Origin of the sequence: Thermomonas carbonis, assembly GCF_014396975.1 — a bacterium.
Lineage (GTDB): Bacteria > Pseudomonadota > Gammaproteobacteria > Xanthomonadales > Xanthomonadaceae > Thermomonas > Thermomonas carbonis.
The window spans coordinates 2656939-2681743 of the sequence record NZ_CP060719.1; the positions used below are offsets into that span (position 1 = coordinate 2656939).

Annotated in this window: 13 protein-coding genes and 1 pseudogene; 11 read left to right on the forward strand and 3 right to left on the reverse strand. The window is 67.6% G+C overall.

What is annotated here, in order from left to right; all coding sequences use genetic code 11:
- The 3 genes and pseudogenes from H9L16_RS12470 to H9L16_RS12480 all read right to left on the reverse strand — a co-directional run bounded on the left by H9L16_RS12470 (position 1) and on the right by H9L16_RS12480 (position 3486).
- Positions 1 to 1680 (reverse strand): pseudouridine synthase, encoded by a 1680-nt coding sequence (locus H9L16_RS12470; RefSeq protein WP_187551999.1) that lies wholly within the window; start codon positions 1678 to 1680, stop codon positions 1 to 3.
- A 137-nt stretch (positions 1681 to 1817) separates the two neighbouring features.
- Positions 1818 to 2453: pseudogene (gene scpB, locus H9L16_RS12475) on the reverse strand (SMC-Scp complex subunit ScpB); the annotation flags it as partial.
- 112 nt (positions 2454 to 2565) lie between these two features.
- Positions 2566 to 3486, reverse strand: a complete 921-nt coding sequence (locus H9L16_RS12480) for a segregation and condensation protein A (RefSeq protein ID WP_187552000.1) — start codon at positions 3484 to 3486, stop codon at positions 2566 to 2568.
- A 297-nt stretch (positions 3487 to 3783) separates the two neighbouring features.
- On the opposite strand from H9L16_RS12480, the gene H9L16_RS12485 reads away from it, so the two are divergent.
- The 11 genes from H9L16_RS12485 (at position 3784) to pbpC (ending at position 24792) form a co-directional block, all read left to right on the forward strand.
- A complete protein-coding gene (locus H9L16_RS12485) occupies positions 3784 to 4083 on the forward strand; it encodes a YciI family protein (RefSeq protein ID WP_187552001.1) in 300 nt (99 codons plus the stop codon).
- Positions 4080 to 4391, forward strand: a complete 312-nt coding sequence (locus H9L16_RS12490; RefSeq protein ID WP_187552002.1) for a BolA family protein — start codon at positions 4080 to 4082, stop codon at positions 4389 to 4391. The genes H9L16_RS12485 and H9L16_RS12490 overlap by 4 nt, the downstream gene beginning before the upstream one ends.
- A 130-nt stretch (positions 4392 to 4521) precedes the next feature.
- Positions 4522 to 8031: a chromosome segregation protein SMC gene (smc, locus tag H9L16_RS12495; protein ID WP_187552003.1), complete on the forward strand. Its 3510-nt coding sequence runs from the start codon at positions 4522 to 4524 to the stop codon at positions 8029 to 8031.
- A 13-nt stretch (positions 8032 to 8044) separates the two neighbouring features.
- On the forward strand, positions 8045 to 8758 hold the full coding sequence (gene zipA / locus H9L16_RS12500; protein ID WP_187552004.1) for a cell division protein ZipA: 714 nt from the start codon (positions 8045 to 8047) through the stop codon (positions 8756 to 8758).
- A 51-nt stretch (positions 8759 to 8809) separates the two neighbouring features.
- Positions 8810 to 11146 (forward strand): NAD-dependent DNA ligase LigA, encoded by a 2337-nt coding sequence (gene ligA / locus H9L16_RS12505; protein ID WP_187552005.1) that lies wholly within the window; start codon positions 8810 to 8812, stop codon positions 11144 to 11146.
- Positions 11147 to 11199: 53 nt separating this feature from the next.
- Positions 11200 to 12165, forward strand: coding sequence for an EF-P lysine aminoacylase EpmA (epmA, locus tag H9L16_RS12510; RefSeq protein WP_187554176.1), 966 nt, complete (start codon positions 11200 to 11202; stop codon positions 12163 to 12165).
- Positions 12166 to 12277: 112 nt separating this feature from the next.
- The gene (locus tag H9L16_RS12515) at positions 12278 to 13051 is read left to right on the forward strand and encodes a DUF3011 domain-containing protein (protein ID WP_187552006.1); all 774 of its coding nucleotides are present in this window, start codon (positions 12278 to 12280) and stop codon (positions 13049 to 13051) included.
- Between the two features lie 74 nt (positions 13052 to 13125).
- Positions 13126 to 14184, forward strand: a complete 1059-nt coding sequence (gene mtnA, locus H9L16_RS12520; protein WP_187552007.1) for an S-methyl-5-thioribose-1-phosphate isomerase — start codon at positions 13126 to 13128, stop codon at positions 14182 to 14184.
- 429 nt (positions 14185 to 14613) lie between these two features.
- Positions 14614 to 17319 (forward strand): DNA gyrase subunit A, encoded by a 2706-nt coding sequence (gene gyrA, locus H9L16_RS12525; RefSeq protein WP_187552008.1) that lies wholly within the window; start codon positions 14614 to 14616, stop codon positions 17317 to 17319.
- A 145-nt stretch (positions 17320 to 17464) separates the two neighbouring features.
- Entirely contained in the window at positions 17465 to 22393 is a 4929-nt protein-coding gene (locus tag H9L16_RS12530) for an alpha-2-macroglobulin family protein (protein ID WP_187554177.1), read from the forward strand.
- Positions 22390 to 24792: a penicillin-binding protein 1C gene (gene pbpC / locus H9L16_RS12535; protein ID WP_187552009.1), complete on the forward strand. Its 2403-nt coding sequence runs from the start codon at positions 22390 to 22392 to the stop codon at positions 24790 to 24792. The genes H9L16_RS12530 and pbpC overlap by 4 nt, the downstream gene beginning before the upstream one ends.
- Positions 24793 to 24805: the final 13 nt, after the last annotated feature.

Consider the following 24805-nt stretch of genomic DNA (forward strand, 5'->3'; position numbering starts at 1 on the left):
TCAGCGATTGCCGTACGGACTGCCGCCACCGCCGCCACGCGGGCCACCGCGGTTGCCGCCGGGCTTGTTGCCGCCCGGGCTACCCGGACGCGGACCACGCGGGCCGGCGTTGTTCGGGCGGGCACCCGCCGGCTTGTTGCCGCCGGGCCGCGGGCCACGAGCACGATCCGCGTAGGGATTGAAGCTGCCCGGGTTGGCGTGATCCGACGGGAAGCTCGGCGCATTGCCGGGATGTCCGTACGGGCGCGGCGCGCGGGCCGGCCGACCTTCGCCGGCACCCGCACCCGCATAACCGCCACCTTCGCGACGCGGGCCGCGATTGTCCGCATTGAAGCCGCCACCCTGTGGACGCGGGCCGCGGTTGTCGCCTTGCGGGCGTGGGCCGCGCGGTGCGTCCGGGTTGAAGCCGCCGCCTTGCGGGCGTGGCTTGTTGCCGTACTTCTTCGGGCCGCGATTGCCGGCATCCGGGTTGCGGTGCCCGCTGGGGCCGGTGTCCACGCCATCCGGCACGTACCAGGTGCGCATTTCGGTGGGGTTTTCGCCGCGCTGCTCGCCCGGGCGCAGGCGCTGGCCCTGCGGCCGCGGGCCCTTCGGCTTGAAGGTCTTGTTGGCCTGCTTGGCGGCGGCTTCGCCACTCACGGTCAGGCCGCCCGGCTTGCGCGGGCCACCACGGCCACGGCCGCGATCCTCGCGCACGTTGTCGAAGCGACGCAGTTCGCGGCCTTCGTCGGCGGTGCTGTGGCCACCGACGTAGCCGTGGCTGCGCGCGTTGCCGGTGACCACTGTCTTGCTGGCCTTGCGCTGGCCGAGCACCGGCATCAGGGTCAATGCGGACGGGGTGCCGTCCTCCAGCCCGACCGACTTGCGCAGGGCATCGACCTCGGCCTGCGGCAGTTCCTGCGAATGGCCGCGCAGCAGCGGCTGCGGCAGGCGCACCTGGCCGTAGCGGATGCGCTTCAGGCGCGAGACCTGGCAGCCCTGCGATTCCCACAAGCGGCGCACTTCGCGGTTGCGGCCTTCCTTCAGCAGCACGCGGAACCAGTCGTGCGAATCGGTGCCACCGATGCGCTCGATCTCGTCGAACTTGGCCGGGCCGTCGTCCAGCGCCACGCCGCGAGCCAGGCGATCGACGATCTTCTCGTTGACCACGTCCTCGCCTTCCGGCGCACGCACGCGGCAGACGTATTCGCGTTCGACCTCGAAGCTCGGATGCATCATCGCGTTGGCCAGCTCACCGTCTGTGGTGAGCAGCAGCAGACCGGTGGTGTTGATGTCGAGGCGGCCGATCGCGATCCAGCGCGCGCCCTTCAGCGTGGGCAGCGCCTCGAAAATGGTCGGGCGGCCTTCCGGGTCTTCGCGGGTGGTGACTTCGCTTTCCGGCTTGTTGTAGATCAGCACCCGTGGCGCATCGACCAGCGCGCTGGCCACGAAGGTCTTGCCGTCCAGCTCGATCTTGTCGCCGCCGGTGATGCTCATGCCGGTGCGCGCGACTTCGCCGTTGACCTTGACCAGGCCATCGGCGATGCGCTGCTCCAGCGCGCGCCGCGAGCCCAGGCCGGCCTGCGCGAGCACCTTGTGCAGGCGTTCCTCGATGCGCGGGGCCTGGGCCTCAGTGGCTTCGGCTGCGCCTTTTGCTTTCAGGCTCAGCGGGCGGCGGGTGGATTCGTCTTTCTTGCTCATTGGTTCTGCTCCGACGATGCGGGATACGCGTCGTCTCCGTGGTGGTCAGTGTCGGTTTCGATGTCGTCGAGGGATTCGGCGGTATCGGTTTCGATATCGGGAATGGCGGAAATGGTGTCAGGGACAATTTCTGGTTGGTCTTCGCCAGCAACATCAATGTCATCAGGGGAAATTGTCCCTGACGCCATTTCCGAAGCCGCGCCGGCCGGGATCGCCGCCGCGAACGGCAGCTGCGGTTCCAGCTCGCCGATGTCGCGCAGTTCGGACAGCGGCGGCAGTTCGTCCAGCCGCTTCAGGCCGAAGTAGTCGAGGAAGGTCTTGGTCGTCGCCAGCAGTTCGGGTTTGCCGGGCACGTCGCGGTGGCCGACCACGCGGATCCATTCGCGTTCCTCCAGCGCCTTGATGATGCTGCTGTTGACCGCCACGCCGCGGACCTGTTCGATCTCGCCGCGGGTGATCGGCTGGCGATAGGCGATCAGCGCCAGCGTTTCCAGGGTCGCGCGGGTGTAGCGGGTCTGGCGCTCGGTCCACAGCCGCGCGACCCACGGATGCACGTCGGCCTTGACCTGGAAGCGCCAGCCGGACGCGACTTCGAGCAGTTCAACGCCGCGCTCGGCGCAGGCGTCCTGAAGCGACTGCAGGGCGGCGTCGATGCTGCCCTCCGGCGCGGGTTCGTCCAGCGGGAACAGGGCGTTCAGCTGGACTACGGTCAGTGGCTGGCTGGCCGCGAGCAGGGCGGCTTCGACGATGCGGGTGACGAGGGTTTGATCCATCGGTTCTTGAGGTCTTTGCCGTCATTCCTGCGAAGGCAGGAATCCAGCGGTTGAATGGGTCAGGAAAAACTGGATCCCGGCGTTCGCCGGGATGACGAGCAACGATGACGTCTCAATCGTCGTTTGCAGCATCCGGTTCGTCATCGAACTCGCTCGACAAGTCGGCGATCGCAGGGGCACCTTCGTCGGACGCCAGCGACTTCACGTAGATCGGTGCCAACGCGCCTTCCTGGACGATGTCGAGCAGTTGTTCCTTGGCCAGGGTCAGCAGGCCGAGGAAGGTCACCACCACGCCGAGCTTGCCTTCCTCGACGGTGAACAGCGATTCGAAGCGGTGGAACTGGCCGTCGGCGAGGCGTTCGAGCAATTCGCCCATGCGCTGGCGGACGCTGAGCGCATCGCGCTTGATCGCGTGCTGGGTGTACAGCTCGGCGCGCTTGAACACGTCGTGCAGGGCCAGCAGCATCTCGCGGATGTCCACCGGCGGCGGCAGGCGGATTTCCGCGCGGTCGGGCACGAAGGCGTGGACCGGTGTGGTGTCGCGTTCCTGGCGGGGCAGGGTGTCCAGGTCTTCGGCGGCCTTCTTGTAGCGCTCGTATTCCTGCAGGCGGCGGACCAGGTCGGCGCGTGGATCTTCCTCCACGCCTTCTTCGCTGGGCGGGCGCGGCAGCAACAGGCGCGACTTGATCTCGGCCAGGATCGCGGCCATCACCAGGTATTCGGCCGCCAATTCGAAGCGCAGTTCGTGCATGCCCTGGATGTAGTCGACGTACTGGCGGGTGATCGAGGCCACCGGGATGTCCAGGATGTCCAGGTTCTGGCGGCGGATCAGGTACAGCAACAGGTCCAGCGGGCCCTCAAAGGCGTCGAGGATGACTTCCAGCGCATCCGGCGGGATGTACAGGTCCTGCGGGATCTGCAACACCGGCTGGCCAAGCACCATCGCCAGCGGCATTTCCTGCTGCTGCGGACGGGCATTCGGAATGGCGGCAGGTACGTCGGCGCTGGCGCCGGCAGTCTGGTCGGATGTCATCGGTTGGCGGCCCCCTCCGGGCCACACCTTCGTCGCATGAGGCCGCAAGCGGCCGGGCAGTGCTGCGTGGAGCTGCGTCCCGCCATGCCCGTGCACGCCTGCGCCCTGCACAGGGCGGCATCGGGGACGGGTGGCGGGGTGGCCGGTTGGGCGGGCGCGGTGCGGCTGGGTGGAGCCGGATGTCGCGCGGGGCCGCAAGGTCGGACCGGAAACGTGGGCAGAGGGTAAGCGCTGGGCCGGGCCGTGTCCACTCGCCCCGCCTACAATGCCCCGACTGGTTCATGGAGTGTCTCGCCGATGTGGTACGCGATCGAAGGCTTTGATGGTGCCGATGTCCTGCCGAAGCGGCTCGCCGCCCGGCCCGAGCACCTGGCGCGGCTGACCGCGCTGCGCGACGAGGGACGCCTGTTGCTGGCGGGCCCATGCCCGGCGATCGACGCCGAGGATCCGGGCCCGGCCGGCTTCAGCGGCAGCATCGTCATCGCCGAATTCGCGTCGCTGGACGCGGCGCGTGCCTGGGCCGACGCCGATCCCTACGTCGCCGCAGGTGTGTACGCGCGGGTCGATGTCCGCCCGTTCCGCAAGGTATTGCCATGACCGAGGCCTTGACCGAGGCCGACATCCCCCGGCTGAATCCGCAGCGGGTCGAGCGGATCCGCGATTTGTTGGCGTCGGCGCTTGCGCCGCAGGCGTTGACCGTCACCGACGATAGCCACAAGCATGCCGGTCACGCCGGCGCCCGCGACGGGCAGGGGCATTTCGGCGTCGACATCGTCAGCAGTGCGTTCGCCGGCAAGTTGCCGCTGGCCCGCCATCGGCTGGTGTACGCGGCGCTGGGCGACATGATGCAGACCGACATCCATGCACTGTCGATCCGGGCGCGCACCCCGGACGAGGCGGCCTAGCCCCGCTATACTCCCTGATCGCGCTGCTTTTGCGGCCAAGCTCCGCCATGTAAATCAATTACTTGGCGGTAAAAGTTAATCTCTGATATCAGGCAGCGGCTGGCCGCTGTCCGTAGGTCGCCACTGCCGCATGCGCCTGTCCACCATCAAGCTGTCCGGCTTCAAGTCCTTCGTCGATCCGACCACGCTGCACCTGCCGACCAACATGACCGGCGTGGTCGGGCCGAATGGCTGCGGCAAGTCCAACATCATCGATGCGATCCGCTGGGTAATGGGCGAGTCCGCCGCCAGCCGCCTGCGCGGCGATTCGCTGACCGACGTGATCTTCTCCGGCAGCTCCGCGCGCAAGCCGGTCAGCCAGGCCACGGTCGAGATGATCTTCGACAACAGCGACCACACCATCACCGGCGAATACGCCGCCTTCAACGAAATCTCGGTCAAGCGCCAGGTCAGCCGCGACGGCCAGAGCAACTATTACCTCAACGGCACCAAGTGCCGGCGTCGCGACATCACCGAACTGTTCCTCGGCACCGGCCTGGGCCCGCGCAGCTACTCGATCATCGAGCAGGGGATGATTTCGCAGGTCATCGATGCCAAGCCCGAGGAACTGCGCGTCTACCTGGAAGAAGCCGCGGGCATCTCCAAGTACAAGGAGCGCCGCAAGGAGACCGAAACCCGGATCCGCCACACCCGCGAGAACCTGGACCGCCTCAACGACCTCCGCGAGGAAGTCGGCAAGCAGCTGCAGCATCTCGCGCGGCAGGCCAGGCAGGCCGAGCAGTACACCGCGATCCAGGCCGAGCGCCGGATCAAGGACGTCGAATGGAAGGCGCTGGAATTCCGCGCGCTGGACGCCAGGCTGCAGCGCCTGCGCGAGAAGCTGGCCAGCGAGGAAACCCGCCTCGAACAACTGATCGCCGAGCAGCGCGAGGCCGAGCGCGAACTGGAAACCGGCCGCGAGCGCCGCGAGGCCGCCAGCGATTCGTTGAACGCCGCGCAGGCCGCGGTCTATCGCGTCGGCGCCGACCTGGCCCGGGTCGAGCAGCAGATCGCCCACCAGCGCGAAATGGCCTCCCGCCTGCAGCGCGCCCGTGACGAGGCGCAGGCGACGCTCGCCGAACTCGGCAGCCACATCCATGACGACCAGCAGAAGCTGGATGCGCTGCGCGAAGCGGTGGCCGACGCCGAGCCGCGGCTGGAACTGCTGCAGGAAGGCGACCTCGCGCGGCAGGACGCCCTGCGCGACGCCGAGGCACAACTGGCCGACTGGCAGCAGCGCTGGGACACGCACGGTCGCGAACAGGCGGAGGCCGCGCGTGCCGGCGATGTCGAAAGCACCCGCATCGAACACCTCGACCGGCAGGTCCTCGACGCCGACCGTCGTCGCGAACACCTGATCAACGAACGCGCCGGGCTGGATCTCGACACCCTGGCCGACGCCTTCGCCGAGCTGCAGTTGCAGCACGAGACGCAGAAGGAATCGCTGGACACGCTGGGCGAGCAGGTAGAACTGCGCAAGCAGGCGACCGGCGAGGCCCAGGACCAGCAGCGCGCCCGCCAGGCCGAGCTTGCCGAACTGCGCAAGCAGGCGCAGGCCGCGCGCGGCCGCCTGTCCTCGCTGGAAACCCTGCAGGCTGCGGCACTGGGTCAGGAGCAGGGTGCCGCGACGCACTGGCTGAAGGCGCAGGGACTGGACGATGCCGCCCGCGTCGGCGAGCGCCTGCAGGTCGAGGCCGGCTGGGAAAACGCGGTCGAAGGCGCGCTGGGACAACTGATCGAAGCGGTGCTGGTCGACGCGCCGGAGGCGCTGGTCGACGCGCTGGGCGAACTCGGCGATGGCCGTTTGGCCCTGGTTGCGTCGGCTGAGGACAGCGGTAGTGAGTCGTATGCGCCGACCTCGCTGGCGGCGAAAGTGCAGGGCCCGCGCGCGATCCGTCGCCTGCTGGCGCGCCTGCACGGCGTCGACACGCTGGCCGAAGCGCGCGCTCTGCAGGCACGACTGGGCGATGGCGAATCGGTCATCACCCGCGCCGGCGAACGCCTGGGCGCCGGCTGGGTCCGCGTGGTGCGCTCCGGCGCGGCCAAGCAGGGCGCGCTGCTGCGCGAGAAGGAGATCCAGTCGCTGCGTGGCGAGATCGAAGGCCACGTCAACCGCGAGCGTGAACTGGAATCGTTGCTGACCCGCCTGCGCGACCAGTTGCTCGCCGCCGAGCAGCAGCGCGAGGACGCGCAGCGTGCCTTGTACCTTGCCCATCGCGGCGTCTCCGAACTCGCCGGCCAGCTGCAGAGCCAGCAGGGCAAGCTGGAGTCGGCGCGCAACCGCATCGAACGCATCGACGCCGAACTGGCGCAGCTGGCGAGCACTCTGGACACCGCGCAGGCGCAATCGCGCGAAGCGCGCCAGCGCGTCGAGCACGCAGTGTCGAAGATGGGCGACCTCGAAACCGCCCGCCAGGCGTTGGATGCCGAGCGCCGCCAGCTCGCCGAGGCCCGCGACAACGCGCGACTGGCCGCCCGCGAATCGCGCGACGCCGCGCATGCGCTGGCGCTGACCCTGGAATCGCAGCGCGTGCAGGTCGTCGCGTTGTCGCAGGCGCTGGAACGCATGGGCGGCCAGCGTGGGCAACTGGATTCGCGGCTGGGCGACCTGGCTGCGCAGCTGGCTGAAGGCGATGCGCCGGTGCTGACGCTGGAGAATGAACGGCAAGCTGCGCTTGGCGAGCGCGTACGCACCGAGCGCGAGCTCGCCGAAGCCCGCTCGACATTGGAAGGCATCGACAACGACCTGCGCGGTTTCGAGCAGGTTCGCCAGCAGCGCGATGCACAGTCGTTGACGCAGCGCGAGGCGATCGGCCAGCGCCGGCTCGACCAGCAGGCGCTGGTGATCAAGGCCGACCAGTTCGCTGCCGCCGTCGTCGAGGCCGGCTTCGTGATGGACGAAGTCATCAACACGCTCACCGAAGACGCCGATGCGTCATCGTGGGAAAAGGCCGTCACCGAATTCGACGCCAAGTTGCGCCGGCTGGAGCCGGTCAACCTGGCCGCCATCGCCGAACACGCCGAGGCCGCGCAGCGCAAGGAGTACCTGGACGCGCAGGACGCCGACCTGACCACCGCGCTGGACACTCTGGAAGAAGCGATCCGCAAGATCGACCGCGAGACCCGCGGCCGCTTCAAGGACACCTTCGACCGGGTCAATTCCGGCGTGCAGGAACTCTACCCGCGCCTGTTCGGTGGCGGCCATGCCTACCTGGAACTGACCGGGGACGACTTGCTGGATACGGGCGTGGCGATCATGGCGCGCCCACCCGGCAAGCGCGTGTCAAATATCTCGCTGCTGTCCGGCGGCGAGAAGGCGATGACCGCGGTCGCGCTGGTGTTCGCGATCTTCCGGCTCAACCCGGCACCGTTCTGCCTGCTCGACGAAGTGGACGCACCGCTGGACGAAGCCAACGTCGGCCGCTTCACTGCGATGGTCAGCGAAATGAGCGAGCAGGTACAGTTCCTGTTCGTCACCCACAACAAGGCGACCATGGAAGCCGCGCAGCAGTTGTCCGGCGTGACCATGCGCGAGCCGGGCGTGTCGCGCCTGGTCTCGGTGGATCTCGCCGAAGCCGCGCGCCTGGCCGGCGCTGCCTGAGGAGGTTGTCCCGATGTCCGACATGACCCTGCTGCGCATCGGCATCGCCGTGGCGATGTCGCTGCTGCTCGGCGCGATCATCTATTTCGGCCGTGGCCGCAAGAAGGGCCAGGGCCGGCGTGTGCCGCGCGAGGGAACGAGTGGTGAAGCGCGCAGCGAACCGTCGCTGGGCGACCAGTTCGCCGATGGCTGGAACTCCTCGCCCGCGCAGCAGGAAGAACTCGCCCTCGACGGCAGCCCGGCGCAAAGCGAGCTCGGCAAGCGCGTGTCGGAGCAATTCGACCGCATCGTATCGCTGTATGTGGCGGCCAAGGCCGGCAACAAATTGCGCGGGCAGGACATCGTGGTCGCCGCCGAGAAGGCCGGCCTGACCTTCGGCCACATGGACGTGTTCCACCGGCTGGTCGATGGCAAACCGGAGCTCGGCCCGATCTTCAGCGTCGCCAACATCATCAAGCCGGGCAGCTTCGAAATGGCGCGCATCGCCGAGATCGAAACCCCGGCGATTGCGTTCTTCCTGACCCTACCAGCGCCGGTCGGTGCGCTCGACGCGTGGGAAACCATGGAGCCGGCTGCCCAGCGCATGGCTGACCTGCTCGACGGCGTCGTGCTGGACGAAGAGCGCAATGCACTGGGCCGCCAGCGCGTGCAGCACATCCGCGACGAACTCCGCGCCTACGATCGCCAGCATTCCGCGCCGCCGCTGAGCAAGTCGAACCGCTGGTGATCTTTCGGCCCGTCATCCCGGCCTGCGCCGGGATGACGGCAAAATACGGTAATGGACACCGCCACCCGCATCGCCGAACTCCGCCTCCGCATCGAGGACGCCAACCGGCGCTACCACGGGCTGGACGCACCTCACATCACCGATGCGCACTACGACGCACTGGTGCGCGAACTCGAGGCGCTGGAACGCGCGCATCCGGAACTTGCCAGTACCGATTCGCCGACCCGCAAGGTCGGCGCTGCACCGTCCGGCCGTTTCGCCGAAGTCGTGCACGCGGTGCCGATGCTGTCGCTGGGCAATGCCTTCGAAGAGGGGGAAGTCGCCGACTTCGTGCGGCGCATCCGCGAACGGCTGGATCGCGACGAGCTGGCGTTTTCCGCAGAACCAAAACTCGACGGCCTGGCGATCAGCCTGCGCTACGAGAATGGTGTGTTCGTGCAGGGCGCGACCCGCGGCGACGGCGCCACCGGCGAGAACGTGACCGCGAACCTGCGCACGATTTCCGTCATCCCGGAGACGCTGGAGGGCGAAGGTTGGCCGAAGGTGCTGGAAGTGCGCGGCGAGGTCTACATGGCCCGCGCCGACTTCGAACGCTGGAACGAACACGCACGCCTGCATGGCGGCAAGGTGCTGGCCAACCCGCGCAACGGTGCCGCCGGCTCCCTGCGGCAGATCGACTCGACGCTCACCGCCAAGCGCCCGCTGAGTTTCTTCGCCTACGGCATCGGCCAGGTCGAGGGCGGTACGTTGCCGGCCACGCATTCCGCGACATTGGCCAAGCTGCGCGACTGGGGTTTTCCGGTCAGCGACCTTGCGACGGTGGTGGAGGGCGTCGATGGCTTGCTGGATTACTACCGCCGCATCGGCGACGCGCGAGATGGCTTGCCGTTCGACATCGACGGTGTGGTCTACAAGCTCGACGACATCGCCGGCCAGCGCGAGATGGGCTTCGTCTCGCGCGCGCCGCGCTGGGCGATCGCCCACAAGTTCCCGGCGCAGGAACAGGCCACGGTGCTGGAATCGATCGAGGTCAATGTCGGTCGCACCGGTGCGGTCACGCCGTGGGCGCTGATGCAGCCGGTGCAGGTGGGCGGCGTCACCGTCACCCGCGCCACCCTGCACAACGCCGACCACGTGGCCCGGCTCGACGTGCGCAACGGCGACACCGTGATCGTGCGCCGCGCCGGCGACGTGATCCCGGAAGTGGTCCAGGTCGTGCTGGGGCAACGCCCGCCCGGCACACAGCCGTGGTCGATGCCGACGGTCTGTCCGGTCTGCGGTTCCGAGGTGGTGCGCGAGGAAGGCGCGGCGGTCTGGCGTTGTTCGGGCGAGTTGAGTTGCCCGGCGCAACGGGTGCAGGCGGTGTTCCACTTCGCCTCGCGGCGGGCGATGGACATCGATGGCCTCGGCGAGCGCTACATCGAGTCGCTGGCCGAGTTCGGCCAACTGCAGGACGTGTCCGATCTCTATCGGCTCACGCTGGATGATCTGCTGGCGATGAAGCGCGATGCGGATCAGCGCGACGGTGTCACGCCCGATACGGTCAAGGCCGGCAAAATCGCAACGAAATGGGCCGACAACCTGATCGCCGCGATCGATCGCAGCCGCGACACCACGCTGGCGCGCTTCCTCTACGCGCTCGGCATCGAACATGTCGGCGAGAGCACGGCGAAGGCGCTGGCGCAGTGGTTCGGCGACCTCGTATTGATCCGCCGCCTGCCATGGCCGCTGTTCAAGCGGGTGCCGGATATCGGTGGCGAGGTGGCGCGGGCGATCGGCCACTTCCTCGATCAGCCGGGCAACCAGCAGGTGATCGATCGCCTGCTCGAGCGCGGCGTGCGCATCGGCGACGCGCACGCGCCGAATCCGAAGCTCGGTGAAGGACTCGACCTGGCGACGCTGCTGGTCGATCTCGAAATTCCGAAGGTCACCCCGGTGCGCGCCGCGCAACTCGCGACGGCATTTGCCGATGTCGAAGCGTTGATCGATGCACCCGCTTACTCCATGGTCGCTGCGGGTTTGCCCAACGATAGTGCGAACGCGTTGGTTGCTTGGCTCGAAGTCGAGGCGAACGCCGGGTTGCTGCTTCGCAGTGCGCAAGCAATGGCGACGCTGCGCGGTTTGTTGCCCGAGCGCAGCGAGCAGGTCGCCGGCCCGCTCGACGGCAAGACCGTGGTGCTGACCGGTACGCTGGTCGCGATGGGCCGTGACGAAGCCAAGGAAAAACTGGAAGCGCTGGGCGCGAAAACAGCCGGCAGCGTGTCGAAGAAAACCAGTTTCGTGGTTGCCGGCACGGAAGCGGGCTCGAAGCTTGCCAAGGCCGAGGAACTCGGCATCGAAGTCTGGGACGAAGCCGCGTTGCTCGCATTCCTGGCGCGGCACGCATGACCTTCACCGCGGGGGCGGGGTGGCGCGACGGCCTCGATCCCGATGCCGTGTGGATGCCATCGGCGACGCGCGACTCGCTTCGCCTGCGCGCCTGGTTGAACCGGCTGGTCCGCGAGTTCTTCCACGCGCGCAACGTGCTGGAAGTCGAAACGCCGGTGATGTCGCTGGCCGGCAACACCGATCCGAACATCGTCTCGTTCCAGGTGGAATTCTCGGGACGTACCGACGGCGCGCCGCGCACGCGGTGGTTGCGTACCTCCCCGGAGTTCGCGTTGAAGCGCTTGCTCGCGGCCGGTATCGGCGATTGCTACGAACTCGGTCGCGTCTTCCGCGATGGCGAAGCCGGCGGCCGCCACAATCCCGAATTCACCATGCTGGAGTGGTACCGCGTCGGCTGGGACCACCTGCGGCTGATCGAGGAAGCCGCCGAGTTGGTGCGCGCCGCACTGGCCCTGATCGGACGCGATGTCTCGCTGCGCGTCGTGCGTTATCGCGATATTTATCGCGAGGCACTCGGCATCGATCCGTTCACCGCCAGCGAGGGCGAGCTGCGCGCGGCCTTGGGCGATATCGTCATCGACGCTGCCGGCTTGAACCGTGACGACTGGCTCGACCTGCTGATGACCCATCGGCTGCAACCGTCTTTCGATCCGGATGGCCTGCTGGCGATCGTCGACTACCCGGCATCGCAATGCGCATTGGCGGGGTTGCGCGACGATGGCGATGGTTGTCCGGTGGCGGAGCGCTTCGAGCTGTATCTGGGATCCATCGAGCTGGCCAACGGCTACCACGAGTTGCGCGACCCGGCCGAACAGCGCGGTCGCTTCGTTCGCGATGGTGTGCTGCGGCAGGCGCGTGGCGATGTAGTGCCGCCGATGGACGAGCATCTTCTCTCTGCGCTGGAGGCGGGGTTGCCGGCCTGCGCGGGTGTGGCGCTGGGCGTGGATCGCCTGTTGATGGCGATGCTGGAGACAATGCGCATTGCCGACGTACTCGCCTTCGACTTCAACCGCGCCTGACTTGGCGGCTGAATGGAAGGCCGTTGTTCGGCTGGCGTTGCGATTCCCTTCTCTTTTTGTTAATCCGGAATCGCCAACAGTATTGGCCAGGACAACCACCGGAGGGGTCACCATGCGCCGCCTGATCTTCGCTACCGCCATGTTCGCCGCGGCGTCCGCCGCTCCCGCCATCGCCGCGCCGCAGTCCTGGCAGGAGTATGGCCCCGGCACCGGGGTGGTCCGTTGCGAATCCAACGACGGACGGATGAATCGCTGCACGCTGCCCGGTGGCGGCGGTCGCGTGGTGCTGGAGCGCCAGCACTCGCGCAACGCCTGCATCGAGGGTCGTACCTGGGGCCAGGATCGCGGTGGGGTGTGGGTGGATGACGGATGCCGCGCCGACTTCCGCGTGGCTGGCTATGGCGGTGGCTACAACGATGGCTATTACGGTGGCGGTTACAGCAACGGTGGCTATGGCCAGACCTTCCGTTGCGAGTCAGATGACGGCCGCACCCGCCAGTGCAACGGTAACGGCCGCGGGCGCGCGCAACTGGTGAAGCAGCTGTCGCGCGCGTCGTGCGTCGAGGGCCGCACCTGGGGATCCAATGGCAACGGCGTCTGGGTCTCGCAGGGATGCCGCGGTGAGTTCACGATGGGTGGCCGTGGCGGCGGCTACGGCGGGAATTACGGTGGCGGCTATGGCGGGCCGGGCTATGGCATGGGTCGCCTGTTCCGTTGCGAATCCGACGATGGTCGCACCCGCGAATGCGCGGCGAACACCCGCGCCGGCGTGCAACTGGTACGCCAGCTCTCGCGCGCAGCCTGCATCCAGGGACGCACCTGGGGTTATGGCCGCAACGGCATCTGGGTGTCGGACGGTTGCCGCGCCGAGTTCCGCACGCATTGACCGCATGCGCTGAGTCTTCCGGCACCGGCGCCCGCGTGGCGCCGGTTTCGCATGCGATGACGGATAATCCGCGCATGGACAAGCCCATCGATTTCGACCGTTACGACCGCATCCGCCCGATTCGCTGGACCGGCGAATCGCTGGAGTTGCTCGACCAGCGCAACCTGCCGTTCGCAGTGGCCTACGACACCAGCAGCAGCAGCGATGACGTCGCTGCCGCGATCCACGCGCTGACCGTGCGTGGCGCGCCGGCGATCGGGATCGCCGCAGCATGGGGCGTGGTGCTGGCGGCCCGCGACATCGTTGCCGCAAACGGCGTCGATGCCGCGCAAGCGCTGGAACCGGCGATGCAACGCCTCAATGCCGCGCGACCCACCGCGGTCAACCTGGCCTGGGCCATCGCGCGCATGCGCCGCGTGCTGCAGGCCGCCGGCAGCGACTGGCGCGAGGTGCTGGAGCGCGAAGCGCGCGCGATCGAGACCGAAGACCTCGCCGCGAATCGCCACATGGGCGCACTGGGTGCTGGCCTGATCGCGGCGGGCAGCGGCGTGCTCACCCATTGCAACACCGGATCGCTGGCGACCGCCGGCTTCGGCACCGCGCTCGGCGTGATCCGCGCGGGCGTGGCAGCCCACCGCATCGACAAGGTGTTCGCCGGCGAGACCCGCCCGTGGAACCAGGGCGCACGGCTGACCGTGTGGGAACTGCAGCAGGACGGCATCGACGCCACCCTGATCGCCGATGCGGCGGCCTCCCACCTGATGAAGAGCGGCCAGGTCCAGTGGGTGATCGTCGGCGCCGACCGCATCTGCGCCAACGGCGACACCGCCAACAAGATCGGCACTTACCAGCTGGCGATCGCGGCGCGCCACCACGGCGTCAAGTTCATGGTGGTGGCACCGTCCTCGACCGTGGACATGGAGACGGCGTCCGGCGAGCTGATCGAGATCGAGGAGCGCGACACCGCGGAGCTGCTGTCGTTCAAGGGTGCACGCACCGTGTCCGAAGGCGTGCGTGCATGGAACCCCGTGTTCGATGTCACCCCGCATGATCTGATCGATGCCATCGTGACCGAGCAGGGCGTGGTGGAACGGCCAGACGCGATGCGAATGCAGGCGCTGTTCAAGTCCTGATTTCGTGCGTTGGTTTTCCGGGGAAGAGTGGTCGCGGCATGGCGCCTACTCGACGCGTGCGAACGTCCTGTTCTACGCGTCGCCGCGGGCCCGCTCCGCGGCCCGGCCCGCCACTGCATGGCGGGCGTTCGCGTGTTCGCGCAGCATGCTGCGCGAGCAGGACACGCTCACCCATGGGCCCGCTCTGCGGCGCCACGCCACCCCCCACTCACTGGAGAATTTCGCTGTCGGAGTAAAAGGCAGTTGCGTGGTGGCGTTGGCCGCCAAAAAGCCCCGTAACCCCTTGATTCTTCGTCGGAATCGACGGCACGGAAGCGCCCCGGAAATGCTACAATTTCACGTTGCTGAAAACCCCCTTGGAATGCCTGCGCGGAATCGCTTCCGCAGGCGTCCCGCGGGCCGCGGAATTTGCTGACAACCGGACGCACGATGGCCGAGCTCGCCAAGGAAATCATCCCCGTCAACCTGGAAGACGAGATGCGTCGCAGCTACCTCGATTACGCGATGAGCGTGATCGTGGGGCGCGCACTCCCGGATGTCCGCGATGGCCTCAAGCCGGTCCACCGGCGCGTGCTGTTCGCGATGCACGAACTAGGCGCGCACAGCAACAAGCCGTACTACAAGTCCGCGCGCATCGTCGGTGACGTCATCGGTAAATATCACCCGCACGGCGACCAGTCGGTGTACGACACCCTGGTGCGCATGGCCCAGCCGTTCTCGCTGCGCTACCTGCTGGTGGACGGGCAGGGCAACTTCGGTTCCGTCGATGGCGACTCCGCCGCGGCGATGCGTTACACCGAAGCGCGCATGGCCAAGCTCACCCACGAGCTGATGGCCGACATCGACAAGGACACCGTCGATTTCCAGCCGAACTACGACGAGAAAGAACTGGAACCGAAGGTCATGCCGACCCGGTTCCCGAACCTGCTGGTGAACGGTTCCGCCGGCATCGCGGTGGGCATGGCCACCAACATCCCGCCGCACAACCTCAACGAGGTGGTGAACGCGCTGCTGGCGCTGATCGATGATCCGGAAATCGACATCGACGGCCTGATGGAACACATCCCGGGCCCGGACTTCCCCACCGCCGGCATCATCAACGGCGTCGGCGGCATCCACCTGGCCTACCGTACCGGCCGTGGCCGCGTGCGCATGCGTGCCAAGGCCGACATCGAAGTGGCCGACAACGGTCGCGAGGCGATCGCGGTCACCGAGATCCCGTACCAGGTCAACAAGGCGCGGCTGATCGAGAAGATCGCCGAGCTGGTCAAGGAAAAGAAGCTCGAGGGCATCAGCGAGCTGCGCGACGAGTCCGACAAGGACGGCATGCGCATCTACATCGAGGTCAAGCGCGGCGAGTCCGCCGAGGTCGTGCTCAACAACCTGTACTCGCAGACCCAGATGGAGTCGGTGTTCGGGATCAACATGGTGGCGCTGGTCGATGGCCGCCCGCAGTTGCTGAACCTCAAGCAGATCCTGCAGGCCTTCGTCCGCCATCGGCGAGAGGTGGTCACCCGTCGCACGATCTTCGAACTGCGGAAGGCTCGCGCCCGCGCGCACATCCTCGAAGGCCTGACCGTCGCGCTGGCCAACATCGACGAGATGATCGAATTGATCAAGACCTCGGCGAACCCGAATGAAGCGCGCGAGCGCATGCTGGCCAGGACCTGGGCCCCGGGCCTGGTCGGCGCGCTGCTGGCGGCCGCCGGCAGCGATGCCTCGCGCCCGGAAGACCTGCCGATGGGCGTGGGCCTGGTCGACGGTTCCTACCAGCTGACCGAGATCCAGGCGCAGCAGATCCTCGAGATGCGCCTGCATCGCCTCACCGGGCTGGAGCAGGAAAAGCTCACCGAGGAATACAAGCTGCTGCTGGAGACGATCCGCGGCCTGATCGAGATCCTCGAGAACCCGGACGTGCTGCTGCAGGTGATCCGCACCGAGCTGGAGAACGTCAAGGAAGAGTTCGGCGACGCCCGCCGCAGCGAGATTCGCGCCTCCGAGGAAGACCTCGACATCCTCGACCTGATCGCGCCGGAAGACGTGGTGGTCACCCTGTCGCACTCCGGCTACGCCAAGCGCCAACCGGTCAGCGCCTACCGTGCGCAGAAGCGCGGCGGGCGCGGGCGCAGCGCGGCGGCGACCAAGGACGAGGATTTCATCGACCAGTTGTGGCTGGTCAATACGCATGACACGTTGCTGACCTTCACCAGCAGCGGCAAGGTGTTCTGGCTGCCGGTGCACCAGTTGCCGGATGCGGGTCCGAACGCGCGCGGCCGCCCGATCATCAACTGGATTCCGCTGGAGGCCGGCGAGAAAGTCCAGGCGGTGCTGCCGGTACGCGAATACGCGGGCGGCCAGTTCGTGTTCTTCGCCACCCGCGACGGCACGGTCAAGAAAACCCCGCTGACCGAATTCGCGTATCGGCTGGCGCGCGGCAAGAAGGCGATCAATCTCGATGAGGGCGATGCCCTGATCGGCGTGGCCCTGACCGACGGCCAGCGCGACGTGCTGCTGTTCGCCAGCAACGGCAAGACCGTGCGCTTCGGCGAGGGCAAGGTGCGCTCCACCGGGCGCACGTCGACCGGCGTGCGCGGCATCCGCATGCCGAAGGGCGAGGAAGTGGTCAGCCTGATCGTCGCGGAGTCTGCCGGCGGCATCGAGCTGGACGATGAGATCGGCGACGACGTGGTCGATGATGCGATCGAAGCGAGTACTGATGCGGTGGAGGTCTTGGAGAGCGTGGTCGACGATGGCGCGTCCTCGTACATCCTGACCGCCACAGAGAACGGCTACGGCAAGCGCACACCGCTGGCCGAGTATCCGCGCAAGGGACGCGGCACCCAGGGCGTGATCGGCATCCAGACCACCGAGCGCAACGGCAAGCTGGTCGGCGCGGTGCTGCTGGGCGGCAACGATGAAGTGCTGCTGATTTCCGACGGCGGCACCCTGGTGCGCACGCGCAGCTCGGAAATCTCCCGCGTCGGCCGCAACACCCAGGGCGTGACCCTGATCCGCCTGTCGAAGGGCGAGAAGTTGCAGGCGGTGGAACGCCTCGACGGCTCGCTGGCCGAGGATGTGGACGTGATTGGAGAAGTGATTGCCGGGGATGCAGCGGACCAGCCCACGGCACCTTGATCCCAGCGTTTTGCGAGATGAAAGCCCGGCTGAACGCCGGGCTTTTTGTTTGCGCGAACGAGGGCCGCTTGGTGCGTCGCTCTGCGTCCTATACTCGAAACCGCCTGGCATGGATGGAACCGAGATGCGAACCGAACGGATGTCGATGGTGCGCGCCTTGCGCCCGGTGCTGATGGTGCTGCTGGGGGTCTCGCTGGCGGCGGGATTGCCAGCCTGCAAGCGCAACCCGTCCGGCGACCTGCCGGCGACCAGCGGCGAGGCGATCCAGGCCAAGCGCGAGGAAGTGAAGGGCTTTGCGGTGGTCCGCGCCTACCCGGACCAGGGCCGCGACACGCTTGCAGTGGCGGTGGAGTTCTCGCGGCCGCTGGTTGGTACCCAGGACTTCGACAAGCTGCTGACCTTCACCGAACGCGTCGGCGAGGACAGCAGTTGGGTCCTGTCCGACGACGGCAAAGTGCTGCGATATCCGCACGTACCGGCGAACAGCACCGTGACCCTGCGCATCTCCAGTGCGGTGACCGCCGCCGATGGCAGCAAGATCGGCCGCGATATCGAGATGAAGGTGTTCACCGGCGAACTGGAGCCCGCGGTCGGCTTTGCCTCGCAGGGCAGCGTGCTGCCGGCCAAGGATTCGCGAGGCCTGCCGGTGGTCTCGGTCAACGTGGCCGAGGTCGATGTCGAGTTCCTGCGCGTGCGCGAAGCGTCGCTGCCGCGTTTCTTCGCCGAATACCAGCGCGGCGGCCGTCGCGGCAGCTGGGAACTCGACCCGTCCTGGTACGACGAGGACGACAAGGACAGCCGCCCGCCGATCTCCAAGCTGGCCGAACCCGTGTACGTCAACCGCTTCGTGCTTGGCGGCGCACGCAACGAGCGCGTGCTGACCCACCTGCCGGTGCAGGACATCGCCGAGCTGCAGCAGCCCGGCCTGTACTTCGCGGTGATGAAGAAGGCCGGCGCGTTCAAGGACGACTACGACACTGCGTTCTTCACGGTCAGCGACATCGGCCTGCATGTGCGCGCGTACAAGGACAAGCTGTTCGTGCACACGGCCTCGCTGGCGGACGGCGCTGCGCTGGCCAATGCCGAGTTGCGGGTGCTGGACGCACGCGGCGAGCCGGTGTTCAAGGGCAAGACCGACGGCAACGGCAACGCACTGCTCGACTACACGCTGGACGCGGCGCATGTGCTCACTGCGGCGCGCGGCAAGGATGTATCGATGCTGCCGTTCAACCAACCAGCGCTGGATCTCTCCGAGTTCGCGGTCAGTGGCCGCGGGCAGGCGTGGTTCGACGTGTTCGCCTGGTCGGGCCGTGATCTCTATCGCCCCGGCGAGACCGTACGCGTGTCCGCGCTGCTGCGCGACAACGACGGCAAGCCGGTGGTGACCAAGAACGGCAAGGCGCAGTCGCTGTTCGTGAGACTCAAGCAGCCGGACGGCAAGACCTTCGTCGAGTCGCGGATCGAGCCGGGCGCACAGGGCTATTTCCGCTTCGAGAAAGCGATCCCGGTCGAAGCGCCGACCGGCAAGTGGCAGGTCGAATTCCGCACCGACCCGGCCAGCAAGGAAGCGGTGCAGGGCATGGCCCTGCGCATCGAGGAATTCCTGCCCGAACGCATGAAGCTGGACCTCGACAGCGCGGATCCGGTCCTGCATCCCGGCGAACCGTTGCGCCTGCGCGCCACCGGCGCCTATCTGTATGGCGCACCGGCATCTGGCAATCGCTTCACCGCGAAACTCGCGGTCATGGTCGACCAGCATCCGCTGGCGCAGGCCAAGGGCTACTTCTTCGGCGACGCCACGGTGGTGTTGCCGAAGGAAGCCAAGGATGTGGTCGAAGGCACCCTGGACGCCGAAGGCAAGCTGGCCCAGGACATCGCCTTGCCGGCTGAAGTGAAGGGCAACACCCCGGTGAAGGCGATCGTCTCCGGCAGCCTGTACGAATCCGGCGGGCGCAGCGTCAACCGCAGCGTGGAACGTGTGCTGTGGCCGGCCGATGCGCTGGTCGGGGTACGCCCGTTGTTCGACGACAAGGACGGCGCTGACGCCAACGCCAACGCCCGCTTTGAACTGATGCGCTTCGGCCCCGACGGCACGCCGCGGCCGCTCAAGGGATTGAAGGTCACCTTGGTGCGCGAGCATCGCGACTACCACTGGAGCCATGACGACGACACCGGCTGGGACTACGACTTCACCCGCCGCTTCGAGAACAAGCAGGTGCTCACGCTGGACGCGGGCGCGACTGCGGTGCGCTTCGATGTCCCGGTGGAGTGGGGTGAGTACCGCATCGACGTGCTCGATCCTGTCACCAAACTCACCATGCGTTATCCGTTCCATGCCGGCTGGGGTTGGGACGACGAGAACCGCGGCCTCGACGCGCGTCCCGACAAGGTCAAGCTGGCGCTGGACAAGACCGCGTACCGCGCCGGCGACACGCTGAAGGCGACCCTGACCCCGCCGCATCCGGGCAAGGGCCTGCTGCTGGTGGAAAGCGACCGCATGCTGTTCGTGCAGGCGATCGACGTGAAACCCGGCACGGTAGTCGAAATCCCGGTGACCAAGGATTGGGAACGCCACGACGTCTACGTCACCGCGCTGGTGTTCCGTGGCGGCAGCGCGACCAGCAAGATCACCCCGGCGCGCGCGGTCGGCGTGGCCCATGTGCCGATGGATCGTCGCGACCGCAAGATCGCGGTTGGCCTGGCGGTGAAGCCGCGGGTGCGCCCGGAGCAGCCGCTGCAGATGGTCGTCAGCGCGCCCGCACTGGCCGGAAAGCAGGCGTATGCAACGGTCTCCGCGGTCGATGTCGGCATCCTCAACATCACCCGCTTCCCGGTGCCCGATGCGAACGCGCATTTCTTCGCGCAACGCCGTCTCGGCGTGGATGCGTATGACATCTATGGCCGTGTCATCGAGAGCTTCGAGGGCGGTATCGCCAAGCTGCGTTTCGGTGGCGACATGCCGCTCGCTGCATTGCCGCAGGCGCGGCGACCGACCGCGCGGGTGCAGACCGTCGACCTGTTCGCAGGGCCGGTAAAACTCGATGCGAAGGGCAATGCGCGGGTCTCGCTGGCGGTGCCGGATTTCAACGGCACCTTGCGGGTCTCGGCGCTGGTGTACTCGGACACGCAGTACGGCAATCGCGATGCCGAAACCGTGGTGCGCGCGCCGATCGTCGCCGAGGCCAGCATGCCGCGGGTGATGGCGCCGGGCGACCGCGGCACGGTCACCCTCGACATCACCAACTTCACCGGAAAGCCGGGCGAGTTCAAGGTGCGGGTGGATGGCATCGGCCCGGCGTCGGTCGGTGAGGGCAGCCGCACGCTGCAACTCGCCGGCGAGGCCAAGTCCACGCTCAGCTTCCCGCTGGCCGCGCAGGAAGGTTTCAGCGTGGCGCAGGTGCGGGTGCGGGTGGATGGCAACGGCGCGAAAGTCGACCGCAAGTACGACCTGCCGGTGCGCCCGGCCTGGCCCTCGGTCGTGCGTTCGCGCACGCAGGTGCTGGGCGAGGGTGGCGCAGCGACGATGGATGCCGGCTTTGCCGAAGGGTTGATGCCGGGTTCGGTGAGCGCGCGGATGCTGGTGAGCGCGGTGCCGCCGATCCCGTTCGCGGCGGCGCTGAAGGGCGCGCTCGACTATCCCTACGGTTGCGCCGAGCAGACCACCAGCAAGGGCTACGCGGCGTTGCTGCTGGATGCCGCCAGCGCGAAGCAGTTCGGCATCGGCGGACTGGATGCGGCCAAGCGGCGCGCGCGCATGGAAGGCGCGTTCGGTCGGCTTGCCTCGATGCAGGTGTCGTCCGGGCATTTCTCGATGTGGGGCAGCGACGACTACGTCGATCCCGCGTTGACTCCGTACATCGTCGAGTTCCTGCTGGACGCGCGCGAGGGCGGCTTCGCGGTGCCGGAGGCGGTGCTGCAGAAGGCGCTGCAACGGCTGAGCGAGGACCTGCTGGCCGGTGGCCACGAGTTCTACGGTCGTGACCATCGCGAGTATCTGAAGTTCGCCTACCAGGCGCATGCGGGTTACGCGTTGGCGCGCGTCAATCGTGCGCCGTTGGGGACCTTGCGCGCGCTTTACGACAACGAGCGCAAGAAAGCCTTGAAGGGCCTGCCGCTGGTCCAGCTCGGACTGGCGCTGGCGATGCAGGGCGACAAGGTGCGCGGGCAGAAGGCGATCGCCGAGGGCTTCGCGTTCCAGGGCGATCGTGTGGGCTATCTGGGCGATTACGGCAGCCCGTTGCGCGACGGCGCGTTGATGATCGCGCTCACTCACGAGCGTGGTTATTCAAAGCCGGCCTTCGATGCCAAGGCGATCGACCTCGGCCGCGACCTGGATGCGCGCCGCAACGCGCCGTGGTTCTATCTCAGCACGCAGGAGCAGATCGCGCTGGCCCGGCTCGGCAAGGCGTTGCTGGCCGACCAGAAGAAGAACGTGGCCGGCACGCTGACCACTGCGACAGGCAACGAGACCATCGCCGCGACGAAAGCCTTCGGGCGCGATTTCGATTTCGCCGCGCTGGCCAAGGGCGTGCGTTTCGTGCCGCAAGGTGAGCCGCCGTTCTACGCCAGCCTGGACGTGGCCGGGGTGCCACGCAGCGCACCGGCGGCGGATGCCAGTGTGATCAACGTCGAGCGCAGCCTGTTCGGGACCGATGGCAAGCCGTGGACGCCGCGGCCACTGAAGGAAGGCGAGGCCCTGATCGTCCGCGTGAGCATCACTGCCGATCGCGACATGCCGGACGCGTTGCTTACCGATTTGCTGCCGGCCGGCCTTGAGATCGAGAACTTCAACCTCGGGGACGGCAAGCAATGGGCCGACGTGGTGGTCGACGGCATCGACATCACCTCACGCGGTGGCGAAGCCGAGATCCGCCATGAGGAGTTCCGCGACGACCGTTACATCGCCGCGCTGAAGCTTGGCGCGGGCAGCCGGGCGCGGTTGTTCTACCTGGTGCGCGCGGTCACCCCCGGCACCTACACCGCGCCGCCGTCGCTGGTCGAGGACATGTATCGCCCCGCTCTGCGCGGCGTGGGCAAGGCGGTGCCGGCGAGCATTACGGTGGTGCAGCCTTGATTGTGTCTCCCTCTCCCAAAGGCGGGAGAGGGGGCAAGGCGCGACGCGTGCTGCCCTGGTTGCGCTGGGGCACTGTCGCGTTGCTAGCAAGTCTGTTGCTGCTCGACTTGGTTTTCCCGCTGCCACTGCCAACCACGCGCGACACCAGCATCGTGGTTTCGGCACGCGACGGCAGCCCGTTGCGCGCGTTCGCCGATGCACAAGGCATCTGGCGCTATCCGACCACGCCGGAACGGGTCTCGCCGCTGTACGTGCAGGCGTTGCTGGCGTACGAGGATCGATGGTTCTGGAAGCACCCGGGCATCAATCCAGTCGCATTGCTGCGTGCTGGCGGTCAAGTGTTGGGCAACCGCAGGATCGTCTCGGGCGGATCGACGCTGACCATGCAGGTGGCGCGGATCCTGGATCCCGGCCTGCGCGGCGCGCGCACGCGCACGCCGCTGGGCAAGTTGCGGCAGGTGCTCCGCGCATTGCAGTTGGAAGCGCATCTCTCGAAGCGCGAAATCCTCACGCTATACCTGGAACGCGCGCCGTTTGGCGGCACCATCGAAGGCGTGGAAGCGGCGAGTTGGGCCTATCTCGGCAAACCCGCCGCGCGGTTGTCGCATGCGGAGGCCGCGCTGCTCGCGGTGCTGCCGCAGGCACCGAGCCGGCTGCGGCCCGACCGCTCGCCCGACGCTGCCCGCAACGCACGCGACAAGCTGCTGGCACGGATGGCGAGCAGCGGCACCTGGACGCAGGCGCAGGTCGAGGATGCGCGCATCGAGGGCGTCGTCTCGCGCCGGCTGCGTCCGCCGATGGATGCAGCCTTGCTCGCCCAGCGCCTGCGCACCGCGTATCCGAAGGCGGAGCGCATTGCTTCGACGCTGGATGCCTCGTTGCAGCGCACCTTGGAGGAACGCGTTTCCACGTACTTCTCCGACCTGCCGCCGCGCACGTCTGCCGCCTTGTTGGTGCTCGACAACGCCACGCTGGAAGCGCGCGCCTATGTCGGTTCGGTGGCGTTCGGCGACAAGCTGCGGCTGGGCCACGTCGACATGGTGCAGGCGTGGCGCTCGCCCGGTTCGACGCTCAAGCCGTTCCTCTACGGCATGGCGCTCGATGCCGGGATGATCCATTCCGAAAGCCTGCTGGTGGATGCGCCGCAGTCGTTCGGCGGCTATCGGCCCTCCAATTTCGATGCCGCGTTCAACGGTCCGGTGGGCGCTGCCACGGCGCTGCGGCTGTCGCTCAACGTACCGGCGGTGGACCTGCTGGAACGCGTCGGCCCGGCACGCTTTGCGGCGCGGCTGGAACATGCCGGCATCACCCTGAAATTCCCGCGTGGTGCGTCGCCGAACCTGTCGATGATCCTGGGCGGTACCGGTGCGCGGCTGGAGGATCTGGTCGGCGCGTTCGCGGCGTTGCATCGCGACGGCATCGCCGGCCGCGTGCGCTACTCGCCGGCCGATCCGCGCATCGAGCGTCGGCTGCTGTCGCCGGGGGCGGCATGGATCGTGCGCGAGGTAATGGCCGCCAACCCGCGTCCCGGCGAAGGTGAGGGCACCTTCGATACCGGCCGGCGTCCGCGCGTCGCATGGAAGACCGGCACCAGTTACGGCTATCGCGACGCGTGGGCGATCGGCGGCACGCCTCGTTACACGGTGGGCGTGTGGGTGGGTCGCCCGGATGGCACGCCGATGCCTGGTCAATACGGTGCAGTGACTGCGCTGCCGTTATTGTTTGAAGTCGTCGACAGCTTGCCGCGCCAACCGGGCGATGCCGGGCGCGTGCCCAGGCCGGCCAGCGTGGTCGAAACGGATATCTGCTGGCCGCTCGGCATCGCCGCCGATGCGCAGCCGGCCGCACTGTGCCAGAAGCGGATGCAGGCGTGGGTGCTGGATGGCGCGATTCCGCCGACTTTCGCCGAACGCGATGCGCGCTTGTGGAACGCCGGCATCGAACGCGTACAGGTAGATGCGCGCAGCGGCCGTCGGTTGTCTGCCGACTGCGCGTTTCCGCATGACGCACGCGCGATGGAGATCGCGCGCTGGCCGGCGCTGGCGTCACCGTGGTTGCCGGCCGCGTGGCGGGATGCATCGCGCTTGCCGCCACTCGCCGATGACTGCAGCGACGATGGCCGCGATGCCGGTACGGCACTGCGCATCGAAGGTCTCAACGATGGTGCGACGCTGGTGTCGCCACCCGGTGGCGACGGTGGTGTGCGCCTGTCATTGCGTGCGCTGGGCGGCGAGGGTCGCGTGCAGTGGTTGCTGGACGGCCGCTGGATCGGTGAAACCCATGGCGGCCGTTCGCTGGTGCATGTCTTCGACACGCCCGGCACGCATGAACTGACCGCGCTGGCGGATTCCGGCGCGTGGCACGGCATCCGCTTCAGCATGTTGGCGCCGGCGCGCTGACGCACCGGCGCGA